General features: G+C 58.7%; 16 protein-coding genes and 5 tRNA genes. 8 read left to right on the top strand and 13 right to left on the bottom strand.

All coding sequences use genetic code 11. The annotated features are described in order from the left end of the window. Nucleotides 1-108 precede the first annotated feature (108 nt). The 4 genes from IB245_RS26755 to IB245_RS26740 all read left to right on the top strand — a co-directional run bounded on the left by IB245_RS26755 (nt 109) and on the right by IB245_RS26740 (nt 5,369). Complete coding sequence (locus IB245_RS26755; protein WP_192229185.1) at nt 109-1,137, top strand: trans-3-hydroxy-L-proline dehydratase; 1,029 nt, start codon at nt 109-111, stop codon at nt 1,135-1,137. Nucleotides 1,138-1,265: 128 nt separating this feature from the next. Next, the gene (locus tag IB245_RS26750; RefSeq protein ID WP_008042630.1) at nt 1,266-2,183 is read left to right on the top strand and encodes a dihydrodipicolinate synthase family protein; all 918 of its coding nucleotides are present in this window, start codon (nt 1,266-1,268) and stop codon (nt 2,181-2,183) included. A 71-nt stretch (nt 2,184-2,254) separates the two neighbouring features. Beyond that, a complete protein-coding gene (gene abaF / locus IB245_RS26745; protein ID WP_192229184.1) occupies nt 2,255-3,652 on the top strand; it encodes a fosfomycin efflux MFS transporter AbaF in 1,398 nt (465 codons plus the stop codon). 136 nt (nt 3,653-3,788) lie between these two features. After that, nucleotides 3,789-5,369 carry an aldehyde dehydrogenase (NADP(+)) gene (locus IB245_RS26740; protein ID WP_192229183.1) on the top strand — a complete coding sequence of 527 codons (1,581 nt, stop codon included), beginning with the start codon at nt 3,789-3,791 and terminating at the stop codon, nt 5,367-5,369. Nucleotides 5,370-5,407: 38 nt separating this feature from the next. Here the strand turns inward: IB245_RS26740 and IB245_RS26735 are convergent, their stop codons facing one another. Further along, nucleotides 5,408-6,415, bottom strand: a complete 1,008-nt coding sequence (locus IB245_RS26735; RefSeq protein ID WP_192229182.1) for an Ldh family oxidoreductase — start codon at nt 6,413-6,415, stop codon at nt 5,408-5,410. Between the two features lie 264 nt (nt 6,416-6,679). Here IB245_RS26735 and IB245_RS26730 point away from each other — a divergent pair, with 264 nt between their 5' ends. Both IB245_RS26730 and IB245_RS26725 read left to right on the top strand, forming a co-directional pair. Then, entirely contained in the window at nt 6,680-7,810 is a 1,131-nt protein-coding gene (locus IB245_RS26730) for a carbon-nitrogen hydrolase family protein (RefSeq protein ID WP_192229181.1), read from the top strand. A gap of 3 nt (nt 7,811-7,813) precedes the next feature. Continuing rightward, nucleotides 7,814-8,854, top strand: coding sequence for an AraC family transcriptional regulator (locus IB245_RS26725; protein WP_192229180.1), 1,041 nt, complete (start codon nt 7,814-7,816; stop codon nt 8,852-8,854). Between the two features lie 349 nt (nt 8,855-9,203). On the opposite strand, the gene IB245_RS26720 is transcribed toward IB245_RS26725, so the two are convergent. The 12 genes from IB245_RS26720 to IB245_RS26665 all read right to left on the bottom strand — a co-directional run bounded on the left by IB245_RS26720 (nt 9,204) and on the right by IB245_RS26665 (nt 19,666). Beyond that, complete coding sequence (locus tag IB245_RS26720) at nt 9,204-10,037, bottom strand: DUF2242 domain-containing protein (protein WP_192229179.1); 834 nt, start codon at nt 10,035-10,037, stop codon at nt 9,204-9,206. 230 nt (nt 10,038-10,267) lie between these two features. Further along, nucleotides 10,268-12,139 carry a SurA N-terminal domain-containing protein gene (locus IB245_RS26715; protein WP_192229178.1) on the bottom strand — a complete coding sequence of 624 codons (1,872 nt, stop codon included), beginning with the start codon at nt 12,137-12,139 and terminating at the stop codon, nt 10,268-10,270. Between the two features lie 102 nt (nt 12,140-12,241). Next, nucleotides 12,242-12,319: transfer RNA gene (locus IB245_RS26710), tRNA-Leu, on the bottom strand. A 53-nt stretch (nt 12,320-12,372) separates the two neighbouring features. Then, entirely contained in the window at nt 12,373-12,645 is a 273-nt protein-coding gene (locus IB245_RS26705) for an HU family DNA-binding protein (RefSeq protein WP_002552737.1), read from the bottom strand. A 147-nt stretch (nt 12,646-12,792) separates the two neighbouring features. After that, entirely contained in the window at nt 12,793-15,189 is a 2,397-nt protein-coding gene (gene lon / locus IB245_RS26700; RefSeq protein WP_008034103.1) for an endopeptidase La, read from the bottom strand. Nucleotides 15,190-15,351: 162 nt separating this feature from the next. After that, nucleotides 15,352-16,635 carry an ATP-dependent Clp protease ATP-binding subunit ClpX gene (gene clpX / locus IB245_RS26695; RefSeq protein ID WP_007946893.1) on the bottom strand — a complete coding sequence of 428 codons (1,284 nt, stop codon included), beginning with the start codon at nt 16,633-16,635 and terminating at the stop codon, nt 15,352-15,354. Nucleotides 16,636-16,747: 112 nt separating this feature from the next. Next, on the bottom strand, nt 16,748-17,383 hold the full coding sequence (gene clpP / locus IB245_RS26690) for an ATP-dependent Clp endopeptidase proteolytic subunit ClpP (protein WP_008034105.1): 636 nt from the start codon (nt 17,381-17,383) through the stop codon (nt 16,748-16,750). Between the two features lie 93 nt (nt 17,384-17,476). Beyond that, nucleotides 17,477-18,787 (bottom strand): trigger factor, encoded by a 1,311-nt coding sequence (gene tig / locus IB245_RS26685; RefSeq protein ID WP_032832734.1) that lies wholly within the window; start codon nt 18,785-18,787, stop codon nt 17,477-17,479. A 402-nt stretch (nt 18,788-19,189) separates the two neighbouring features. Continuing rightward, nucleotides 19,190-19,265, bottom strand: a tRNA-His gene (locus IB245_RS26680). Between the two features lie 77 nt (nt 19,266-19,342). Then, a tRNA-Leu gene (locus IB245_RS26675) sits at nt 19,343-19,427 on the bottom strand. A gap of 54 nt (nt 19,428-19,481) precedes the next feature. Next, a tRNA-His gene (locus IB245_RS26670) sits at nt 19,482-19,557 on the bottom strand. 32 nt (nt 19,558-19,589) lie between these two features. Then, a tRNA-Arg gene (locus IB245_RS26665) sits at nt 19,590-19,666 on the bottom strand. A 275-nt stretch (nt 19,667-19,941) separates the two neighbouring features. Between IB245_RS26665 and folD the strand changes: the two genes are divergently transcribed. Both folD and pbpG read left to right on the top strand, forming a co-directional pair. Next, nucleotides 19,942-20,796, top strand: coding sequence for a bifunctional methylenetetrahydrofolate dehydrogenase/methenyltetrahydrofolate cyclohydrolase FolD (folD, locus tag IB245_RS26660; protein ID WP_008034109.1), 855 nt, complete (start codon nt 19,942-19,944; stop codon nt 20,794-20,796). A 240-nt stretch (nt 20,797-21,036) separates the two neighbouring features. Then, entirely contained in the window at nt 21,037-21,975 is a 939-nt protein-coding gene (gene pbpG / locus IB245_RS26655) for a D-alanyl-D-alanine endopeptidase (protein ID WP_192229177.1), read from the top strand. Nucleotides 21,976-22,756: the final 781 nt, after the last annotated feature.

Below are 22,756 nucleotides of genomic sequence, written 5' to 3'. Positions count from 1 at the left end.
CGCCGGCAAGCCGGTCTCGCTCCCACAGTGTTTTGTGAGCGCCACAGATCCCTGTGGGAGCGAGCCTGCTCGCGATGAGGCCTGCATAGACAACATAAGGAGCAAACCATGCGCTCATCGAAAGTCATCCACATCGTCAGCTGCCACGCCGAAGGCGAAGTCGGCGACGTGATTGTCGGCGGCGTCGCACCACCGCCCGGTGCCACGGTCTGGGAACAATCACGCTGGATCGCCAGGGATGAAACCCTGCGCAACTTCGTGCTCAATGAGCCGCGTGGCGGGGTGTTCCGCCACGTCAACCTGCTGGTGCCGGCCAAGGACCCGCGGGCGCACATGGCCTGGATCATCATGGAACCGGCGGATACCCCGCCGATGTCCGGCTCCAATTCCCTGTGCGTGGCCACCGTGTTGCTCGACACCGGTATTGTGCCAATGACCGAACCGCAAACCCGGCTGGTGCTCGAAGCCCCCGGCGGCCTGATCGAGGCCGTGGCCGATTGCCGTGACGGCAAGGTCGAACGGGTGGAAATCAAAAACGTGCCGTCCTTCGCCGATCGCCTCGACGCGTGGATCGAAGTGGAAGGTGTCGGCTCCCTCAAGGTCGATACCGCCTATGGCGGTGACAGCTTTGTGATCGCCGATGCCCGGGAACTGGGCTTTTCAATCCGCCCCGATGAAGCCGCCGACCTGGTGGCGGTCGGGCTGAAAATCACCCGTGCCGCCAACGAGCAATTGGGCTTTGTGCATCCGTTGAACCCTGAGTGGTCGCACATTTCCTTTTGCCAGATCGCCGCGCCCGTCGTCCACGAGAACGGCATCGCCACCGGCGCCAACGCAGTGGTGATTCAACCGGGCAAGATCGACCGCTCGCCAACCGGCACGGGTTGCTCGGCACGCATGGCGGTGTTGCACGCCAAGGGTTTGATGCGCGTCGGCGAGCGCTTTATCGGTCGCTCGATCATCGGCTCCGAATTCCACTGTCGGATTGACTCACTGACCGAAGTGGCCGGACGCCCCGCTATCTACCCCTGCATTTCCGGCCGGGCCTGGATCACCGGCACCCATCAATTGCTGCTCGATCCGAACGATCCGTGGCCACAAGGCTATCGACTGTCAGACACCTGGCCCGGTGCCTGAACACTCTGAAGCACTGACCACCCCGACCGACGGCTGACAAAAACCCCACAAACCTGAAAAAAGCACTAGCCGAATTTTTTCATTTTAAATATCGTATACGAAATACAATAAACAACCCGGAGGCAACAATGAGCAAGCGAATTAACTGGAGTGGCGTCTTCCCCGCGGTGACCACTCAATTCAACGATGACTTCTCGATCAACCTGGATAAAACCCATCAGGTGATTTCCAACGTGATCCGCGACGGCGTGTCGGGCCTGGTGGTTTGCGGCTCGGTCGGCGAGAACACTTCGCTGACTGCTGAAGAAAAAATCGCCGTGACCGAAGTCGCGGTCGATGCCTCGCGCGGCCGTGTGCCAGTGATTTGCGGTGTGGCCGAATTCACCAGTGTGCAAGCGGCCAAGGTCGCCAACGCCGTGCGCAAGGTCGGTGTCGATGGCGTGATGCTGATGCCGGCGCTGGTCTACGGTTCCAAGCCGTTCGAAACCGCCGAGCATTACCGCTACGTGGCAAAAAACGCCGACGTGCCGTTGATGGTCTACAACAACCCGCCGATCTACAAAAACGACGTGACCCCGGACATCCTGATTGCCCTGGCCGACTGCGACAACGTGGTGTGCTTCAAGGATTCCTCTGGCGACACCCGCCGCTTCATCGACATCCGCAACGAAGTGGGTGACCGTTTTGTGCTGTTCGCCGGCCTCGACGATGTGGTGCTCGAAAGCCTCGCCGTGGGCGCTGAAGGCTGGGTGTCGGGCATGTCCAACGTGTTCCCGAAAGAAGGCGAAACCATCTTCCGCCTGGCCAAGGCCGGACGTTATGCCGAAGCCATGCCGATCTACGAATGGCTGATGCCGATCCTGCACCTCGACGCCCGCGCCGACCTGGTGCAGTGCATCAAGCTGTGCGAAGCCATCGCCGGTCGCGGCAGCGCGCTGACCCGTCCGCCACGCCTGGCCCTGCCGGAAGAAGATCGGCTCTTCGTCGAGCAGATCATGGCCAAGGCCCTGGCCAACCGTCCGCACCTGCCGGACGTCGGTCTCTGAGTGATTGCCGGGCGGGGCTTTGCGGCCCCGGCCCGGCTACCTGTTTTTGCGCCCCTACAGGAAACGCCAGCATGCCCAACGCTCAACACGCTCACCGCGCAACCACACCCTCGGGACTCAAGCGCGTCGTGGCCGCCGCCATGGCCGGCACAGTCGCCGAATGGTATGAATTCTTCCTTTATGGCACCGCGTCGGCACTGGTCTTCGGCCAGTTGTTCTTCCGCCAGACCGACAGCCCCATCGATGGCATCATCGCCGCTTTCGCCCTGTACGCCGTGGGCTTTCTCGCCCGCCCGTTGGGTGGCCTGGTGTTCGGTCACTACGGCGACAAGTACGGCCGCAAGCGCCTGCTGCAACTGAGCCTGGTGGTGGTCGGTATCACCACCTTCTTGATGGGTTGCCTGCCCGGTTTCAACCAGATCGGCTATGCCGCACCGGTGTTGCTGGTGCTGCTGCGGCTGATCCAGGGCTTCGCGTTTGGCGGCGAATGGGGCGGTGCGATTCTTCTGGTGTCCGAGCATTGCCCGGACAATCGCCGAGGTTTCTGGGCCAGCTGGCCACAAGCCGGTGTGCCGGCCGGCAACCTTGTCGCGACGGTTGCGCTGCTGCTGTTGTCGTCGAATCTGTCGGAGGAGCAATTCCTCGCCTGGGGCTGGCGCGTGGCGTTCTGGTTCTCGGCCTTCGTGGTACTGATCGGCTACTGGATACGCACCAGCGTCGATGACGCGCCGATTTTCAAGGAAGCCCAGGCCCGTCAGGCGCAGACCAAGCAACAGCAACTGGGCGTGGTCGAAGTGCTGCGTCACCACTGGCGTTCGGTACTGGTCGGTATTGGCGCGCGGTTTGCCGAAAACATCCTCTACTACACCGTCGTGACGTTCTCGATTACCTATCTGAAACTGGTGGTGCACAAGGACACGTCCGAAATTCTGCTGCTGATGTTCGGCGCGCACCTGCTGCACTTCTTCATGATTCCGTTGATGGGTTATCTGTCTGACCTGGTCGGGCGCAAACCGGTGTACCTGACCGGCGCGATCCTCACGGCGTTCTGGGGTTTCATCGGCTTCCCGATGATGGACACCGGCAACAACTGGCTGATCATGGCGGCCATCACCCTGGGCCTGGCCATCGAGTCGATGACCTACGCGCCCTACTCCGCGCTGATGGCGGAAATGTTCCCGACTCACGTGCGCTACACCGCGTTGTCCCTGTGCTACCAGGTGGCGCCGATCTTCGCAGGTTCCCTCGCCCCGCTGATTGCGATCACCTTGCTCAACAAGTACCACAGCTCGACTCCGATCGCGTTTTACCTGGTCGGCGCGTCGCTGATCTCCATCATCGCGGTCGGCCTGACCCGTGAGACGCGTGGCAAGTCGTTGCATCTGGTGGACAGCGAATCTGCCGCGCGCATCGCCGCCCTGAACGATGCCGAACCGGTGGCCGCACGCCGCAGCGACTCCTTGGCCTGACGCCGCGACCTGTAGGAGCGAAGCTTGCTCGCGAAGACGATGTGTCAGCTGACATCTCTGTTGAATGTATTACCGCCTTCGCGAGCAAGCTTCGCTCCTACAGATCCAGTCCCCTACATTCCGACAGGAGCTTTTCATGCCCCAGATCATCGGCCACAACTACATCGGCGGTGCGCGCAGTGCCGCCGGCAAGATCACCGTGCGCAGCCACGACGCCACTACCGGTGAAGCGCTGCCCTACGCGTTCATGCAGGCCACCAACGAAGAAGTCGACGCCGCCGCCCAGGCCGCCGCAGCCGCCTACCCGACCTTTCGCACGTTGTCGGCTATACGCCGCGCGGAATTTCTCGAAGCCATCGCCACGCAACTGGAGGCACTGGACGATGATTTCATCGCTCTGGTGACCCGCGAGACGGCGCTGCCGAACGGACGCATTCTGGGTGAGCGCACGCGCACCAGCAGCCAGATGCGCCTGTTTGCGCAAGTCCTGCGCCGTGGCGATTTTTATGCGGCACGCATCGACCAGGCCCTGCCCGAGCGTCAGCCACTGCCACGAGCTGATTTGCGCCAATACCGGATCGGCGTCGGCCCGGTCGCGGTGTTCGGTGCGAGCAATTTCCCGCTGGCATTCTCAACCGCCGGTGGCGATACCGCTGCCGCCCTGGCCGCCGGTTGCCCGGTGGTGTTCAAGGCCCACAGCGGGCATATGGCGACGGCCGAACTCGTGGCCGACGCGATCATCCGTGCCGCCGAGCAGACTGACATGCCCAAGGGTGTGTTCAACATGATCTACGGTTCAGGCGTGGGCGAAACCCTGGTCAAACATCCGGCGATTCAGGCTGTCGGTTTCACGGGGTCACTCAAGGGTGGCCGCGCGCTGTGCGACATGGCCGCGGCACGAGCGCAGCCGATTCCCGTGTTCGCCGAAATGAGCAGCATCAATCCAGTGCTGGTATTGCCCGAAGCACTGCAACTGCGGGGCGAGAAAATTGCCAGCGAACTCGCCGCCTCCGTGGTGCTCGGCTGTGGCCAGTTCTGCACAAACCCGGGACTGGTGATCGGTATTCGCTCGCCAGCGTTCAGCGCCTTCACCCAATCGCTGAGCACCGTGATGGCGGGGCAACCGGGGCAGACCATGCTCAACTTCGGCACGCTCGACAGCTACGCCAACGGTGTGCAGGCGTTGCACGCGCACCCGAACATCACTCACCTGGCTGGTCGCGATCAACAGGGCACACAGGCGCAGCCGCAACTGTTCAAGGCTGACGTGAGTCTGTTGTTCGATGGCGACCCGCTGTTGCAAGAAGAAGTGTTCGGTCCGGCGACAGTGTTGGTGGAAGTGGCCGACAAAGCCGAACTGCAACGGGCACTTCAGCACTTGCACGGGCAACTCACGGCCACGCTGATTGCTGAAGCCGGCGACCTGCAAAATCACCCCGGGCTGTTACCGCTGCTGGAGCAAAAAGTTGGTCGGGTGTTGTTCAACGGTTACCCGACCGGCGTCGAAGTCTGCGATGCGATGGTGCATGGCGGGCCTTATCCGGCCACCTCAGATGCGCGCGGCACCTCGGTCGGCAGCCTCGCCATCGAGCGTTTCCTGCGGCCGGTGTGCTACCAGAACTGTCCCGACGCGCTTCTGCCCGACCCGCTGAAAAATGCCAACCCGCTAGGCATCGCTCGTCTGGTCGATGGCAGCAATCAACGCGCGCCCCTGTAAAAAAACGCCACCGGTTTACCGGTGGCGCACGCTCTCACTCATCCCAGCAGCGCTTTCAGATCGTTGTACAACGCCTCGGGAATCTCGACGCCCTCCACCAGGCTACGCGCTCGCGCCTCATAGCGCCGTTGCGAGGGCAACCGTGCACCTTGCCCTTCAATACTCTCAAACAAGACCTCGGCACGGGCCAGATGCTGTTCGGTGGCTTCACCGAGAAAGCGTCGTGGATCAAGGGCAATGATCAACTCGCCGTGGTACGGCGACGACTTGCTGCCGGCGTCGTAAGCCAGTGACTCGGCGCTGGTCAGGTCGCCGATCAACGGCCCGGCGATCAGTTCCACCATGGCCGCCAGCGCCGAGCCTTTGTGCCCACCGAACGTCAGCATCGCGCCCGCATCGAGCACCACGTTGGCATCGGTGCTTGGCTGCCCCTGCGCGTCCACACCCCAGCCCTCGGGCAGCGCTTTGCCGGCGCGCCGGTGCAACTCGATATCGCCACGGGCAATCGCGCTGGTGGCGAAGTCGAACACAAACGGGTCCTTGCCCGAGCGTGGCCAGCCGAACGCAATGGGATTGGTGCCAAACACTGGCTGGCTGCCGCCCGCGGGCGCCACCCAGGCATGACTGGGATTGCAGGCCAATGCCACGAGGCCGGCCGCCGTCAGTTGCTCGATCTCAACCCACAGCGCAGAGAAATGCACGCAGCGATTGATTGCCAGCGCAGCGATACCGTTTGCCCGGGCTTTCTGCGCCAACAACGGCAGCCCCGCCTGGAACGCCAATTGTGAAAAACCACCCGCCGCGTCCACGCGCACGATCGAAGGCGCTTGATCAATGACCTGCGGCTCGGCATCGGCCACCACTTTGCCTGCCCTGAGTGAGTTGACGCAGCCCAGGATCCGATACAAACCATGGGAGGCGCAGCCATCGCGCTCGCCGGCAATCACTGTGGCTGTCACCGCCTGAGCGTGGGCAAGGTTGAAACCGTTGTGCAGCAAGATCGATTCGGCCAGCTCGCGAGCTTCGGCCAGGGACAGACGGATCATAATCATCTCCTTGAACAGACCGTCCAGCCTGACCCGTTCCAGCCGTCACGGCTTGATCGCTTTAGGCCGACGCCATGACGAATTCGGCACATATGGATCATTGCGATGCGTCTTTGCATTGGTTCGCCAGCGTCGGCCATCATTCGCTGCAAAACCGCAAAAAAATCAAAAAAACCGCCCCTCAACGCGTTGTTTTACCGTAGCCTCGTCCCCCATCCTGAACGCCAATCATGAACCCTGCACACGGCCACTAACTGTTTTCCCATGCGCAAACTTCTGTACCTGACTTTCTCCATGGCATTGATTGCCGCCCTGACGACCTACGCCATGTGGGCCGCGGATCGTCCGGCGGGTCATTACCTGTCGGACTTGCGCATCGATCTCGCCATCGATCAGGGAACGCCTGCCGATCGTGGCAACCTGCTGGGTATCCAGCCCGAACTGTTTCCCACCGACTACCAAAGCACCGAACGCTTGCACCGCAAACTCGCGGCCTATTTGCAGAAAGCCCAGGAACAGGGGCTGCTGAATGAAAAAACCATCGTGGTGCTGCCCGAACATGTCGGCACCTGGCTGATGGTCAGCGGCGAGAAAGACGAGCTGTATCAAGCCACCACGCTCAAGGAAGCCATGAACTGGCTGGCGGTGAGCAACCCGTTGAAGTTCATCCGCGCGCTGATCAGCGCCAAGGGTGACAACCGCCTCGACGATGCGCACCTGCGCATGAAAGCCAAGAGTATGGCCAAGGATTACCAGGCCCTGTTTGGTGGGCTGGCAAAGGAATTTCACGTGACGCTCGTGGCGGGCTCCATCGTGCTGCCCGAGCCGAGCATCATCGACGGCACCCTGAAAATCGGTCGCGGTGCGCTGTACAACAGCAGCGTGGTGTTCGGCCGCGACGGGCTGCCGATTGGCCAGCCACAGCGCCAGATGCACCCGATCGTCGATGAAAGCGATGTGATCCAGGCCAATGGCGAACACACGCTCAACGTCGTCGACACCCCGGCCGGACGCCTGGGCGTGTTGATCGGCAGCGACAGCTGGTACCCGGACAACTACCGCCAACTCGACGATCAGGGCGCGCAGCTGGTCGCGGTCCCGGCGTTCGTCATCGGTCGCGGCGCCTGGGACAAGCCATGGCGCGGCTACAAGGGTCTGTCGACGCCCGATTCCGTCAGCCTCAAGGCTGGCGAACTGAGCGAGGGTCAAGCCTGGCACCGCCTGACGCTGACCGCACAACCGCCCGCCAGCCAGGCCATCGCCGGCATGAGCGTGTTCCTGCGCGGGCAGTTCTGGGATCAGGGCAGCGCCGGGCAAAGTTTTCTCAGCAGCAACGGGCAGCATTTCGCCGGTGGAAACTTCCGTGGCGCGCGCTTGCTGAACCTTTGGTTGTAAACCATGAAACCGTTGCCGATGCGTCTGGGCGATCTGTCGGTGGGCTTTGTTCACAGCCTGGCCGACGCGGTGCGCAGTCACGGCATCGATCCTCAGCCCCTGCTCGACCAGTATGGCCTGGACCCCGCCCGGCTTGGCGAAGCCTGCGCCCGGCTGTCGATCCCGCGCTACATGCGCCTGGGCCACGGCGCCATCCAACTGACCGCCGACCCGGCACTGGGTTTACGCATGGGCCAGCTCAGCCGCCTGAGCCAGGCCGGCCTCGCCGGGGTTACCGCCGCGCAGGCACCGACAGTACGCGAAGCGGCACGTTGCCTGATTCGCTTCGAAGCCTTGTACGGCTCCAACTATCGCGGTCAATCGAGTTTCCACGAAGATGCCCAAGGCGCGTGGCTGCGGTTCTATTCCATCAGCCCTTACAACGCCTATAACCGCTTCGTGGTGGATTCGATCATCGCCGGCTGGTTGCAACAATTGTCCAGCGTCAGCCCTGTTCCCCTGAGCGCTGAGCGCATCGAGATCGAGTTCGACGAGCCGGATTACCGGGACGCTTATGCGGTGCTGGGGGATTGCCCGATCCAGTTTGGCGCCGAGCAGAACCAACTGCGCCTGAGTCTGGCCAGCCTCGCTCAGCGCAACCCGCTGCACTGCCCGAGTACGTGGCGACACCTGCTGCAATTGTGTGAACGGGAACTGGAACAACTGACACGCACCCGCAGCCTGCGTGAACGCATCATTCAGTTACTGGGGCCGTTGCTCAATGGTGGCCGGGAACCCGACCTGGAAGAAGTGGCGGCACGCCTGAAGCTGCCTACCTGGACCTTGCGCCGCAAACTCACCGAGGAAGGCACGCAGTTTCGTGCAATTCTCAACGACACTCGTCGCGACCTGGCCATGACCTACATTCGTGACACTGAACTGGCGTTCGGTGAAATCGCCTACCTGCTGGGCTTTGCCTCAGCCGAAGCGTTTCAACGTGCTTTCAAACGCTGGAGCGGTCAAACACCCGGCGAGTTTCGCCGCAGTCACCGCCAGTCGGGCTGACGCTTACAGCTCGGTAGCGTCTTCGGCCGGTTCCAGCGGGTCCAGTTCAAAGGCCTGGAACTCGAGCAGCTCTTCTTGATAATCGTCCATTTTGAATCCCCCATCGCTCATTGAAAAAACGCTTGAATAAATGACCTGCACCTTGAGCATAAAGTGCCCGCGTGAAAGAAAAATGACGCAGGCACGACGCTTCGTCGCTACTGAATAAAACGTAGCAGGTGGTCAGGAATTTATCACAGGATTTTTCGATACAGGCCATCGGAATGTGGCCTGGGTTGACGCGGATCAAACTTGAACACGATTCCGGGATCGACAGGCTGCTAGCCGATCCCGGAGCGTCAGCCACCGATTATTGGCTGGTCACAGGCATGGCAGGAATCGGTTCGCTCGGAGGAGGCAAATTCGACTGCGCTGGTGGCGTGACATTTTCCGTCGACGGTGCCGCCGATTCAGCGTTCTCGGTCGGTGCAACCGGTGCGGGCTCAGGTGGCGGTGCAACCGGTTCCGCAGCAGGTGCCGGCGCAGGCTCGGCTGCCGGAGCAGGAGCTGGAGCTGATTGGGCGGCAGAGGCCGGCTCAGGCGCCGGAGCGGCCTTGGCTTCAGGCACGCCCAGATCGGTTTTCGGCTTTTCGACGATGTGCGCGGCTTTTTTCGCTTCCGGCGGCAGGAACAATTCGACCAGGGCGAAGAAACGCTCGTAGAACTTAGCCGACGAGACGGTTTCGCTGGCGACCTTGACCATCGAGTCGTCGGACGAGCCGATCGGCATCGATACCGAACCCAACACACCGACACCGAGGCTCGCGGAGTTGTTGGTCTTCTTCAGCGCATAGCGATCCTGCAAGGCGTTGGCGAACATGGTCGCGTGATGGCCTTCGCTGCCATCATCGGCACAGACCACACTGAAGCTGATCTCCATGTGGGTCTCGCCAGTCTGCTGGAAGCTCTTGTGACCACTGATCAGCTTCGGGTCGTTGCTGGTGATGATGTAACCCTGGCTGAGCAACGCGCGACGGGCGGCTTCGCAGGATTGCGCATCGGTAACCGGGTAATTGCGCGAAAAGGTTCCGGAGTCGTCGAAGTTCTCATGCTCATAGATCGGGGCTTTTTTCGAAGAGCAACCGGCCGCGACGGCCAGCACCAACGCCAGCCCGACAACCCGCACGGGAAATGATTTAAACATTGAACATCCTGAGAAAAACGGTCCGGGGCGTATTGTGCAACAGATCGATGCTTAGCGTCGCATCGATTAGTGTCTTGAAACAGTTACAAGTGTAATGACTGCCATTTACAGGAAAAAGTCGCCCGGAAAAAACTCAGCCGACGGACAGTCCCTGCCCGCTTTTTCTGTGCCCACAAAAAACCCCGGCGGTTTGGCCGGGGTTTTTGTGTCGCGGGAAACTCAGTCAGGCATCAGAAACGCTTGATGTCCGCTTCGGCTTCCAACTGCTTGCGGTAGGCCGCAAAGTCTTGCTGGCCAATGCGCGAGGCGAGGAAGCGACGGTATTGAGCCTTCTCTTCGTCGGTCGGCGCAGCGGCTTCGTTGACGCCGTTCAGACGCACGATCACCAGGCTACCATCGGCCAGGGTCACGCTGCTGAAGGTCGGCTTGTCTTTGGCAACCGGCTTCGGCATGCGGAACAACGCTTGCAGCACAGTCGGGTCAATCCCTTCCTGAGCGCGATTCGCCGCAGCGGTGACTTTCCAGCTCTGACCGTCAATCGCCTTGTCCAGCGGCGTCTTGCCTTCGCGCAGGTTGGCAATCAGCTCATCAGCCTTGGTCTTGGCGGCAGCACTGGCGTGCTCCTTGGCCAATTGCCCACGGATGGCGGCAGACACGCTTTCCAGCGGCAGTTGCGCAGGCTTCAGGTGTTCCTTGGCACGCAACACGATCACGGTTTCCGGATCGAGTTCGATGGCGGTGCTGTTGGCACCCTCATCCAGCACTTCAGGACTGAACGCGGCAGCGATCACCGCACGGTTGGCTGCAACGCCGTCGCCACCTTCCCGGCCGAACGGCTTGGAGGTGTGAACGGTCAGTTTCAGGTCCTGTGCCGGCTGGGCCAGATCGGAAGATTCGAACGACGAGTCTTCCAGTTGCTTGGTCGCCTCGACGAAACGCTGCTCGACCTGCTGGGTTTTCAGCTCGCGGGTCAGCTTGTCTTTCAGGCTGGCCAGGGTCGGAACTTCCGGCGCCTCGACACCCAACAGCTTGATCAGGTGGAAGCCGAAATCAGTACGAACCGGGGCCGAAACCTGGTCCTTGGCCAACGCATACAGCGCGGTTTCGAACGCTGGATCGTAGACGCCAGGGCCTGCGTAACCGAGGTCACCACCGTTGTTCGCCGAACCTGGATCCTGGGAGAATTCCTTGGCCAGGGCCTCGAACTTCTCGCCTTTGGCCAGACGGGCCTGAACTTCTTCGATCTTGGCCTTGGCTTGCGCCTCGGTCACCTTGCCGTTCACTTCGATCAGAATGTGCGCCGCCCGACGTTGCTCGGACAGGTTGGCGATTTCTTTCTGATACGCCGCTTGCAGGTCTTCGTCTTTCACCGCGACCTGATCAAAGAAGGAAGACTTCTTCAACTCGAGGTAATCGATGATCACCTGATCCGGCGTCATGAATTCCTTGGCGTGTTCGTCGTAGTAGGCCTTGACCTCATCGTCGGTCAGCTTCACAGCCGCCGGGTCAGCCTTGACGTTCAGGGTAGCGAAATCGCGGGTCTGTTTTTCCAGACGGGCGAAGGCCAGCACCTGTGCGTCGGTAACGAAACCGCTGCCAGCCAGGCCAGCGCGCAGTTGGCCGATCAGCATTTCCTGAGCCAGCATCTGGCGGAATTGCATGCGGCTGTAGCCGAGCTGACGAATAACCTGATCGAAACGCTCGGAGCTGAACTTGCCGTCCACCTGGAACTCAGGGGTTTGCAGGATCACTTGGTCCAAAGCCGCTTCGGAAAAAGCGAATTTCGAGTTTTCTGCGCCTTGCAGCAGCAGCTTGCGGTCGATCAAGCCTTTGAGGGCCGATTCGCGCAGCATTTTTTCGTCGAGCAAGGAAGCATCGAAATCCTTGCCCAGCTGTTGCATGAGTTGACGGCGTTGCATATCGACCGCCTGGCTCAGCTCGTTCTGGCTGATTTCTTCGCCGTTGACCTTGGCCGCATCGTTACGATGGGTGGTGGCCTGAAAAATGGCGTCGAAACCGGTCAAAGCCATCAGTGCAACGATGACCCCGATAATGGTCTTGGCAATCCAGCCTTGTGAATTGTCCCTGATATTCTGCAGCATGCGTCCCCCAGAAACGGTTGAACTTCAAAATTAGGCAACCGTGGAGCGTGGGTAGAATCCGGATAGAAGAAAGGCGCATCCGAGGATGCGCCTTCTCGTAACTGGCGGAGCGGACCAAGGGTTCGAACTTGCGACCCTCGGTGTCTCGGACCGGCAACTTGCCGACTGGACTACCGCTCCGCTGCCAGGTCAGGCATGACCCCGACCCGGATAGGCAAAAACCTGAATCGAACTTAGTTGACAGCTTCTTTCAGTGCTTTACCGGCTTTGAAACCTGGTTTTTTGGCTGCTGCGATTTCCAGTGTCTTACCGGTCTGTGGGTTACGACCAATGCGAGCTGGACGATCAGTCACGGAGAAAGTACCGAAACCAACCAGAACAACAGAGTCGCCAGCCTTGAGAGCGCCAGTGACGGATTCGATTACAGCGTCCAGCGCACGGCCAGCAGCAGCTTTCGGGATATCAGCGGATGCAGCGATAGCATCAATCAGTTCCGACTTGTTCACTCTAAGTCCCCTTATATCTATTTGAGTATGATTCTAAGTTTTTTGGTGAAAGCAAAAACGAGTGCTGAATGGCCTACAGACACTTAAGAGCCGCTTTATAACAAGGGCTCTAAAAAGCTGTCAACAAGCCCTCCAGGCAAATGCGTACTAATGCGTGCTAATTCTTTCCTTAGAGTCAGACTCGCGTTTTTCATCCTTTGCAACTATCTCCGGAGCTACATCGGGCAAGGGCTCCGGCGCGTATTGCAGCGCAATTTGCAGGACCTCGTCAATCCATTTAACCGGTTTAATCTGCAGATCTTGCTTGATATTGTCAGGAATTTCCTTCAGATCGCGTACGTTCTCTTCAGGAATGATCACCGTCTTGATCCCGCCACGGTGGGCAGCAAGCAGTTTTTCTTTCAGACCGCCAATCGCCAGCACTTGACCGCGCAAGGTGATTTCACCCGTCATGGCCACGTCAGCGCGCACCGGGATCCCGGTCAACGCCGACACCAGGGCCGTGCACATGCCTACACCGGCGCTAGGGCCGTCCTTCGGGGTCGCCCCTTCCGGCATGTGGATGTGCGTGTCGCGCTTCTCGTGGAAGTCCAGGGGAATGCCCAGGCTCTTCGCGCGGCTGCGGACAACGGTCAGGGCAGCGGTGATCGATTCGACCATCACGTCACCCAGCGAACCGGTCTTGATCAACTGGCCTTTGCCCGGTACGACAGCGGCTTCGATGGTCAGTAATTCGCCGCCCACCTGAGTCCATGCCAGGCCGGTCACCTGACCGATCTGATCCTGCGATTCAGCCAGGCCGTAGCGGAATTTACGCACGCCCAGGAAGTGCTCCAGCATGTCGGCAGTGACCTTCACCGAGAAGCGTTTTTCCAGTGCATGCTCTTTGACCGCCTTGCGGCAAACCTTGGCAATCTGGCGCTCCAGCCCACGTACACCGGCTTCGCGGGTGTAGTAGCGGATGATGTCGCGGATCGCTTCGGCGTCGAATTCCAGCTCGCCTTTCTTCAAACCGTTGGCAGTAATCTGCTTCGGCGAAAGGTATTTGACGGCGATGTTGATCTTCTCGTCTTCGGTGTAACCCGGCAGACGAATCACTTCCATCCGGTCGAGCAGCGCCGGTGGAATATTCATCGAGTTCGAGGTGCACAGGAACATCACATCGGACAGGTCGTAATCGACTTCCAGATAGTGATCGTTGAAGTTGTGGTTCTGCTCCGGATCGAGCACTTCCAGCAACGCCGATGCTGGATCGCCACGCATGTCGCTGCCCATTTTGTCGATTTCATCGAGCAGGAACAGCGGGTTGCGCACGCCCACTTTTGTCATCTTTTGAATCAATCTACCTGGCATCGAACCGATATAAGTCCGGCGATGACCACGAATTTCCGCTTCATCGCGCACACCACCGAGGGCCATGCGCACGAATTTACGGTTGGTGGCGTGAGCAATCGACTCCGCCAGCGAGGTTTTACCCACGCCAGGAGGACCGACCAGGCACAACACCGGGCCACGAATCTTCTTCACGCGCTTTTGCACGGCGAGGTATTCGAGGATGCGTTCTTTGACTTCTTCCAGACCGTAGTGGTCGGCGTCGAGGATGTCTTCGGCACGCGCCAGGTCCAGACGCACTTTGCTCTGAGCCTTCCACGGCACCTGAACCAGCCAGTCGATGTACGAACGCACCACGGTCGCTTCCGCGGACATTGGCGACATTTGTTTCAGCTTGTTCAGTTCAGCCTGGGCCTTGGCCAAGGCGTCTTTCGGCAGGCCGGCGGCATCGATGCGCTTTTTCAGCTCTTCGATTTCGTTATGGCCTTCGTCGCTGTCGCCGAGCTCTTTCTGAATGGCCTTCATCTGCTCATTCAGGTAGTACTCGCGCTGGCTGCGCTCCATTTGTTTTTTGACGCGACCGCGAATGCGTTTTTCGACTTGCAGCAGATCGATCTCGGCATCCAGCAACGCCAGGACGTGCTCGACCCGGGCCGACAAATCGATGATTTCGAGAATTTCCTGCTTCTGCTCGATCTTCAGGGCCATGTGCGCGGCCATGGTATCGACCAGGCGGCCTGGCTCGTCGATGCTGTTGAGCGACGACAGGACTTCAGCGGGGACTTTCTTGCCCAGCTGCACATATTGTTCGAACTGAGCCAGCAAGCTGCGGACAAACACTTCCGACTCGCGCTCAGGCGCATCGACTTCATCGATCAAGGAGACTTCGGCACGGCAATGGCCGTCCACTTCGCTGAAGCGCTCCACGGCGCCGCGCTGCTCACCTTCGACCAGAACCTTGACCGTGCCGTCAGGCAACTTGAGCAACTGCAGAACGGTAGCGATCGTGCCTACGCGATAAAGTGCTTCTTCACCGGGATCGTCGTCAGCAGGGTTTCTCTGGGCCAGCAGAAGGATCTGCTTGTCGCCCGTCATCGCTGCCTCGAGGGCTTCGATGGATTTCTCGCGCCCCACGAACAGCGGGATAACCATGTGCGGATAAACCACGACATCACGCAATGGCAGGAGAGGCAATTCGATGGTTGTCTTCATGATTTCGCCTCTACGGCGGCCATAAGGCCGTAAACAGATGGAAGTAAGCTTGAAACCAAGATGGGGGCTGCCTTGAAAAAAAACAAGCGCAAAGAGGACGTTAAAAATGCTTTAAAAGAAAAGGGGCCCGAAGGCCCCTTCTTTATTCCAGCTGCGTGACGCTTAAGCGTCTGGCGCGGCCTTGGCAGCCGGCTCACTGTTTTCGTAGATATACAGTGGCTTGGACTTGCCTTCTATAACGCTTTCATCGATCACTACTTTACTCACCTCGGACTGCGAGGGGATTTCATACATAGTGTCGAGCAATACGCCTTCGAGAATCGAGCGCAGTCCACGGGCACCGGTCTTGCGTTCCAGGGCACGTTTGGCGACCGATTTGAGTGCGTCGGCCCGGAATTCCAGGTCCACGCCTTCCATCTCGAACAGCTTGGCATACTGTTTGGTCAGAGCATTTTTCGGCTCGGTGAGGATCTGCATCAATGCAGCCTCATCAAGCTCGTCCAGCGTGGCAAGAACCGGCAGACGACCGACGAATTCCGGGATCAGACCGAACTTGACCAGATCGTCAGGCTCGACTTCACGCAGGGATTCACCGACTTTCTTGCCTTCTTCCTTGCTGCGCACTTCTGCGTTGAAACCGATGCCGCCCTTGGTGGAACGGTTTTGAATAACCTTTTCCAGACCAGAGAATGCACCGCCGCAGATGAACAGGATGTTACGGGTGTCAACCTGAAGGAATTCCTGCTGCGGATGCTTGCGACCACCTTGAGGCGGAACGGAAGCGACCGTACCTTCGATCAGCTTGAGCAGGGCCTGCTGCACGCCTTCACCGGAAACGTCCCGGGTGATCGACGGGTTGTCAGACTTGCGCGAGATCTTGTCGATCTCATCGATGTAGACAATGCCCATCTGGGCTTTTTCTACGTCGTAATCGCACTTCTGCAACAGCTTCTGAATGATGTTCTCGACATCTTCACCCACATAACCCGCCTCGGTGAGGGTGGTTGCGTCGGCGATGGTGAACGGAACGTTCAACAAGCGGGCCAGTGTTTCGGCAAGCAGGGTTTTACCCGAGCCTGTCGGGCCGATCAGCAAGATGTTGCTCTTGCCGAGTTCGACGTCGTCATTCTTTTTGTCACGCTGGTTCAGGCGTTTGTAGTGGTTGTACACCGCTACAGCCAGAACCTTTTTTGCACGCTCCTGACCAATCACGTACTGATCAAGGATGCCGCTGATTTCTTTAGGCGAAGGCAATTTATGCGCGCTGCTTTCCGCCTGGGCTTCCTGCACCTCCTCTCGGATGATGTCATTGCACAGGTCGACGCACTCGTCGCAGATAAAGACCGAGGGGCCGGCAATCAATTTGCGCACTTCATGCTGGCTTTTGCCACAGAAGGAGCAATAGAGCAGCTTGCCGTTGTCCTCGCCGTTGCGGGTGTCAGTCATTCGTTCGATCCAAATCCGATAGGCTTGCAACACAAGATGAAGGCTATTGCGGGCTTTTTCAAGCCCGCTGGTGATCGGACCAGCCGACCCGCCTTATTTTGAGCTGCTTATATTAAGCGGGGCGCTGGGTGATCACTTCATCGATCAACCCGTATTCACGCGCGGCTTCTGCACTCATGAAATTGTCGCGGTTGGTGTCGCGCTCGATCTCTTCAAGCGTGCGCCCGCTATGCTTGGCCATCAGCGTGTTGAGACGCTCACGAATGAAGAGGATTTCCTTGGCATGGATTTCGATATCCGAAGCCTGCCCCTGGAAACCGCCCAGTGGCTGGTGAATCATCACGCGTGAGTTCGGCAGGCAGTAACGCTTGCCAGGAGCACCGGCGGTCAGCAGGAATGCGCCCATGCTGCAGGCCTGACCGATACAGGTGGTCGACACGTTAGGCTTGATGAACTGCATGGTGTCGTAGATCGACATGCCCGCCGTCACCGAACCGCCCGGGGAGTTGATATAGAGATGGATGTCCTTGTCCGGGTTTTCCGCTTCAAGGAACAGCAGCTGCGCACAAATCAGGTTGGCCATGTAGTCCTCTACCGGCCCCACCAGAAAGATCACCCGCTCCTTGAGAAGACGCGAGTAAATGTCGTAGGCGCGCTCGCCACGAGCAGACTGCTCGACAACCATCGGGACCAGGCCGCCTGCGGCCTGGATATCAGAGTTCTGCTGAATATACGAATTACGGAACATGCTCTGCAGTCACTCCCAAATAGTTATGTCTTGAATACGCATAAGCCAGCACGAAGGCTGGCTTATGGTGTGTGCTTCTTACCGCAGAAAAGATCAGTCGGCTTGTGGAGCTTCTACCGGCTTGACCGCTTCTTCGTAAGAGACCGATTTGTCGGTCACGCTAGCTTTCTGCAGAACAGTATCCACAACTTGCTCTTCCAGCACAACCGAACGGACTTCGTTCAGTTGCTGCTCGTTCTTGTAGTACCAGGACACAACCTGCTCAGGCTCTTGGTAGGCCGAAGCCATTTCCTGGATCATTTCGCGAACGCGGGCTTCGTCAGGCTTGAGGTCGAATTGCTTGACCACTTCAGCCACGATCAGACCCAGAACAACGCGACGCTTGGCTTGCTCTTCGAACAGCTCGGCCGGCAGTTGGTCAGGCTTGATGTTGCCGCCGAACTGCTGAACAGCCTGCACGCGCAGACGGTCAACTTCGTTGGACAGCAGAGCCTTTGGCACTTCGATCGGGTTGGTGGCCAGCAGACCGTCCATTACCTGATTCTTGACCTTGGATTTGATTGCCTGACGCAGTTCACGCTCCATGTTCTTGCGAACTTCGGCGCGGAAGCCTTCCAGACCGGTTTCCTTGATGCCGAATTGAGCGAAGAACTCTTCGTTCAGCTCAGGCAGTTTTGGCTCGGAAACAGTGTTCACAGTCACGGTGAACTCAGCGGTTTTGCCCGCCAGGTCCAGGTTCTGATAGTCAGCTGGGAAGGTCAGGTTCAGAACGCGCTCTTCGCCGGCTTTAGCGCCAACCAGACCGTCTTCGAAACCCGGGATCATGCGGCCGGAACCCAGAACCAGCTGAGTGCCTTTGGCGGAACCGCCAGCGAACACTTCACCGTCAACCTTGCCGACGAAATCGATGTTCAGTTGGTCGTCGTTCTGAGCGGCGCGATCGGCCACTTCGAAACGGGTGTTCTGCTTGCGCAGCACGTCCAGCATTTTGTCCAGATCGGCGTCAGCCACGTCAGCGCTCAGGCGCTCAACGGTGATGCCTTCGAAACCGGCAACGGTGAACTCAGGGAACACTTCGAAAATCGCGACGTATTCCAGGTCTTTGCCAGCTTCCAGGGATTTCGGCTCGATCGAAGGAGCGCCAGCCGGGTTCAGCTTTTGCTCAACTACGGCTTCGTAGAAAGAGGACTGGATGACGTCGCCGACAGCTTCCTGACGTGCATCAGCACCAAAACGGCGCTTGATTTCGCTCATCGGCACTTTGCCTGGACGGAAACCAGCGATCTTGGCCTTTTGGGCGGTCTGCTGCAGACGCTTGTTGACCTGAGTCTCGATGCGCTCAGCCGGCACGGTGATGCTCATGCGGCGCTCAAGAGCAGAAGTATTTTCAACAGAAACTTGCATGGATATTCCTCGTTGCACAGACGTTGGCCGGCCGTTTCCGACCCCAGAATCAAGGGCATGCATTCTAGTAGGTCAAACTCAAGAAGTCACCCTACTGAAAACGGGTAACAACGCAGCAGGCAATTTATAGGTGCGAATGCATGAATGCATCTCGCCCCGGTGGCAAATACAGCCAATCATGCCAGGGCTCTGCGCCAACCCTTCTATATATAGAAGCGATTGCCAGGCATCTCCCTGACAGCCGATCTCGCGAGCAAGACCGGCGAGCAGCACGGCATCATCGAGAAACAAAAATACGACGAAACGCCCTGCGCCTGCGACCCAGAACCTGCGGTCGCGAAACACTCAAACCACTAAAACAAAAAAGGCGCCAGACTGTTAAATCTGGCGCCTTTCGGAATATGGGGTGGACGATGGGGATCGAACCCACGACAACGGGAGTCACAATCCCGTGCTCTACCAACTGAGCTACGCCCACCATATTGCGTAACAAAGAAGCCAAACAACTTCTTCGTTGAGCTCCAGCCAAGCCAGCGGCCTGAATGAAGCTTTATTTGGTGCGGATGAAGAGACTCGAACTCTTACGCCTCGCGGCGCTGGAACCTAAATCCAGTGTGTCTACCAATTCCACCACATCCGCATGTAGCCGTTAAAGCAAAGGCGCCAGACTGTTAATCTGGCGCCTTTCGAAATATGGGGTGGACGATGGGGATCGAACCCACGACAACGGGAGTCACAATCCCGTGCTCTACCAACTGAGCTACGCCCACCATATCGCGTTACTTGTGCCAAAGCTGCCTAATGGCGCACCCGGCAGGACTCGAACCTGCGACCATCCGCTTAGAAGGCGGATGCTCTATCCAGCTGAGCTACGGGCGCCTTGTTAATCTGTACCCTTGAAGGACTACAAACTAAGTGCTTTCCAGCCTTGCAGAATCGTAATTCCACTCGACCTTCTTAACCAGTGCTAGGCTGTGCCCGACAAGTGCGACGAATAGTATAGAGCCCCCCGTAGGGCGTCAAATCCTTTTTAAAAAAAATTCATTTAATTAAAGGGGTTAGAGGAATTTGCAGACCAAGCGCCTTTGCCCTCACCTCATGACATGCGAGAATGCGTTCTCTTTTTTTCCCCTCTCGATGGTTAATCACGCGCAATGACTGCACAACTAATCGACGGCAAATCGATCGCCGCCAGCCTGCGCCAGCAGATCGCCAAACGCGTCACCGAGCGTCGCCAGCAAGGCCTGCGCACTCCCGGTCTCGCGGTGATCCTGGTCGGCAGCGATCCTGCCTCTCAGGTTTATGTCTCGCACAAGCGTAAAGACTGTGAAGAGGTCGGCTTCATTTCCCAAGCCTACGACCTGCCTTCCGAAACCACTCAAGAAGCGCTGACCGCCCTGATCGATCGCCTGAACGACGACCCGGCAATCGACGGCGTTCTGCTTCAACTTCCGCTGCCTGAACACCTGGACGCGTCCAAATTGCTGGAACGCATTCGTCCGGACAAAGACGTCGACGGCTTCCATCCTTATAACGTCGGTCGTCTGGCCCAGCGCATTCCGCTGCTGCGCCCTTGCACGCCCAAAGGGATCATGACCCTGCTGGAAAGCACCGGGGCCGATCTTTACGGGATGGATGCAGTGGTCGTCGGCGCCTCCAACATTGTCGGGCGACCGATGGCGATGGAATTGCTGCTGGCCGGTTGCACCGTGACCGTCACCCACCGCTTCACCAAGGATCTGGCAGGCCACGTCGGTCGCGCCGATCTGGTGGTGGTCGCCGCCGGCAAGCCGGGCCTGGTCAAGGGTGAGTGGATCAAGGAAGGCGCGATCGTGATCGACGTCGGCATCAACCGTCAGGAAGACGGCAAACTGGTCGGCGACGTGATCTACGAAACCGCCCTGCCCCGCGCTGGCTGGATCACTCCAGTACCGGGCGGCGTCGGCCCGATGACCCGCGCCTGCCTGCTGGAAAATACGCTGTATGCAGCGGAAACGCTGCACAGCTGAGTTCACGCCTCGATCCAGGCAACGAACAAAAGAACCCCGCCAATGGCGGGGTTCTTTTTGCCCGCTGAACAGCCCCTACCACTCGCCGGAAACCTGCTGTTTTGTAGGGCTTTTCAAGGACTTTGACTTGTTGATTGAACAACCATCGACAGTTCTTCAGCCATACTCCTAAAATGCGTCGTTTTTTTAAGCAACAGCCCGTTACAAAACGGCTAATCCACACCTTATGAGTCTGCCAGCGTGAAAATCCGTCTTTCCATCCTGAGCCTATTTTTTGTATTTACAGGGACGTTCATCACGCCAACGGTCAATGCTGCTGAAACCACCGCGGCACCTCGAGATACGAAACAACTCAAGCTGGCTTCCGGCAGCTCTTTGCTGCTGGATATGCAGACCAACAAAGTCATCTATGCCAGCAACCCCGATGTGGTTGTCCCTATCGCCTCCGTCAGCAAATTGATGACTGGTCTTGTCGTGGTCGAAGCCAGGCAGAACATGGACGAGTACATCAATATCAACATCAGCGATACGCCAGAAATGAAAGGCGTGTATTCCCGGGTGAAACTCAAAAGCGAATTGCCGCGCAGGGAAATGCTGCTGATCGCGCTGATGTCCTCGGAAAACCGCGCAGCCGCGAGCCTGGCCCACCACTATCCAGGCGGCTATGTCGCATTCATTGCCGCGATGAACGCCAAGGCCAAGGCGTTGGGCATGACCAGCACCCACTTCGTCGAACCGACTGGCCTCTCCCCTCGTAACGTTTCTACCGCACGCGACCTGAGCAAATTGCTGATCGCGGCGCACAAGTACCCGTTATTGACCGAGTTGAGCACCACCAAGGAAAAAACCGTCTCGTTTCGCAAACCCAATTACAGCCTGGGTTTCCGCAACACCGACCATCTGGTCGGCAAGCCGAACTGGGACATCAAGTTGACCAAAACCGGCTTTACCAATGAAGCCGGCCACTGCCTGGTGCTGGTGACCAGCATGGGTAATCGTCCGGTGGCGCTGGTGATTCTCGATGCGTACGGCAAGTACACACACTTCGCCGATGCCAGTCGTATTCGCAACTGGGTCGAGACCGGCAAGGGCGCCAATGTTCCGTCTGAGGCCTTGCAGTACAAGTCGGAGAAGAACCTCAAGCACCGTCAGAGTGGTGTGGTTGAGGCTTCGAAGTAGTTGGGGATATATCCGTTTCTTCGGTAACGGCGGCTTATGGTTTCGCCCTTACGGCGAGTCACTTGGAAAAGCCCCAAGTAACCAAGGGCTCTTGCCCCTTTCGTTCGGTGCCTCGCCTAGGCTCGGCATGCCCTCGCTCCGGTCCTGCTCCGTGGGCCCGCCGCCATCGGCCATCCATGGCCGGGGGCGGCTAACCCGGCATCCATGCCGGGTTGCCCACTGCGCAGAACCTCCACTCGGCCTCTCGAGGGGGCGCTCAGATCAAAAGCTGAAGGCGAGCTAACGCTCGGCCTGATGAGTGGTGGAAATCAAAAGCGTATGCGATTTCCTGTAGGAGCCGGCTTGCCGGCGAAAAGCGTTTGAACAACGCGTTCATTCAGACAGCCCGCGTTATCGTTGGCGTCCATCGCTGCGATGCGGTGACCCGACAAGCCAGCTCCTACAATTTTGAATCGTGTGAACCCAATCCATTGTAGGAGCCGGCTTGCTGGCGATGGCGTCGATCCAGTTAATAAATATGTTGGATGACCCACCGCTATCGCCAGCAAGCCGGCTCCTACAGGGGGTTGGTGTGCATGTCCGGAATGAGTGAACGCATCAAAGAAGGGCAACACGGACGACTGAAGAGCCAGGTCGGCTTTCAGGCCGCCTCGGCGGCTGTGGCGGTAGTCGCCCCCTCGAGAGGCTGAGCGCAGGTTCTGCGCAGTGGGCAACCCGGCATGGATGCCGGGTTAGCCGCCCCCGGCCATGGATGGCCGATGGCGGCGGGCCCACGGAGCAG

The organism is Pseudomonas sp. PDM02 (assembly GCF_014852285.1).
In the GTDB taxonomy this organism is placed as follows: domain Bacteria; phylum Pseudomonadota; class Gammaproteobacteria; order Pseudomonadales; family Pseudomonadaceae; genus Aquipseudomonas; species Aquipseudomonas migulae.
This window is presented reverse-complemented; position numbering and strand designations above follow the sequence as displayed.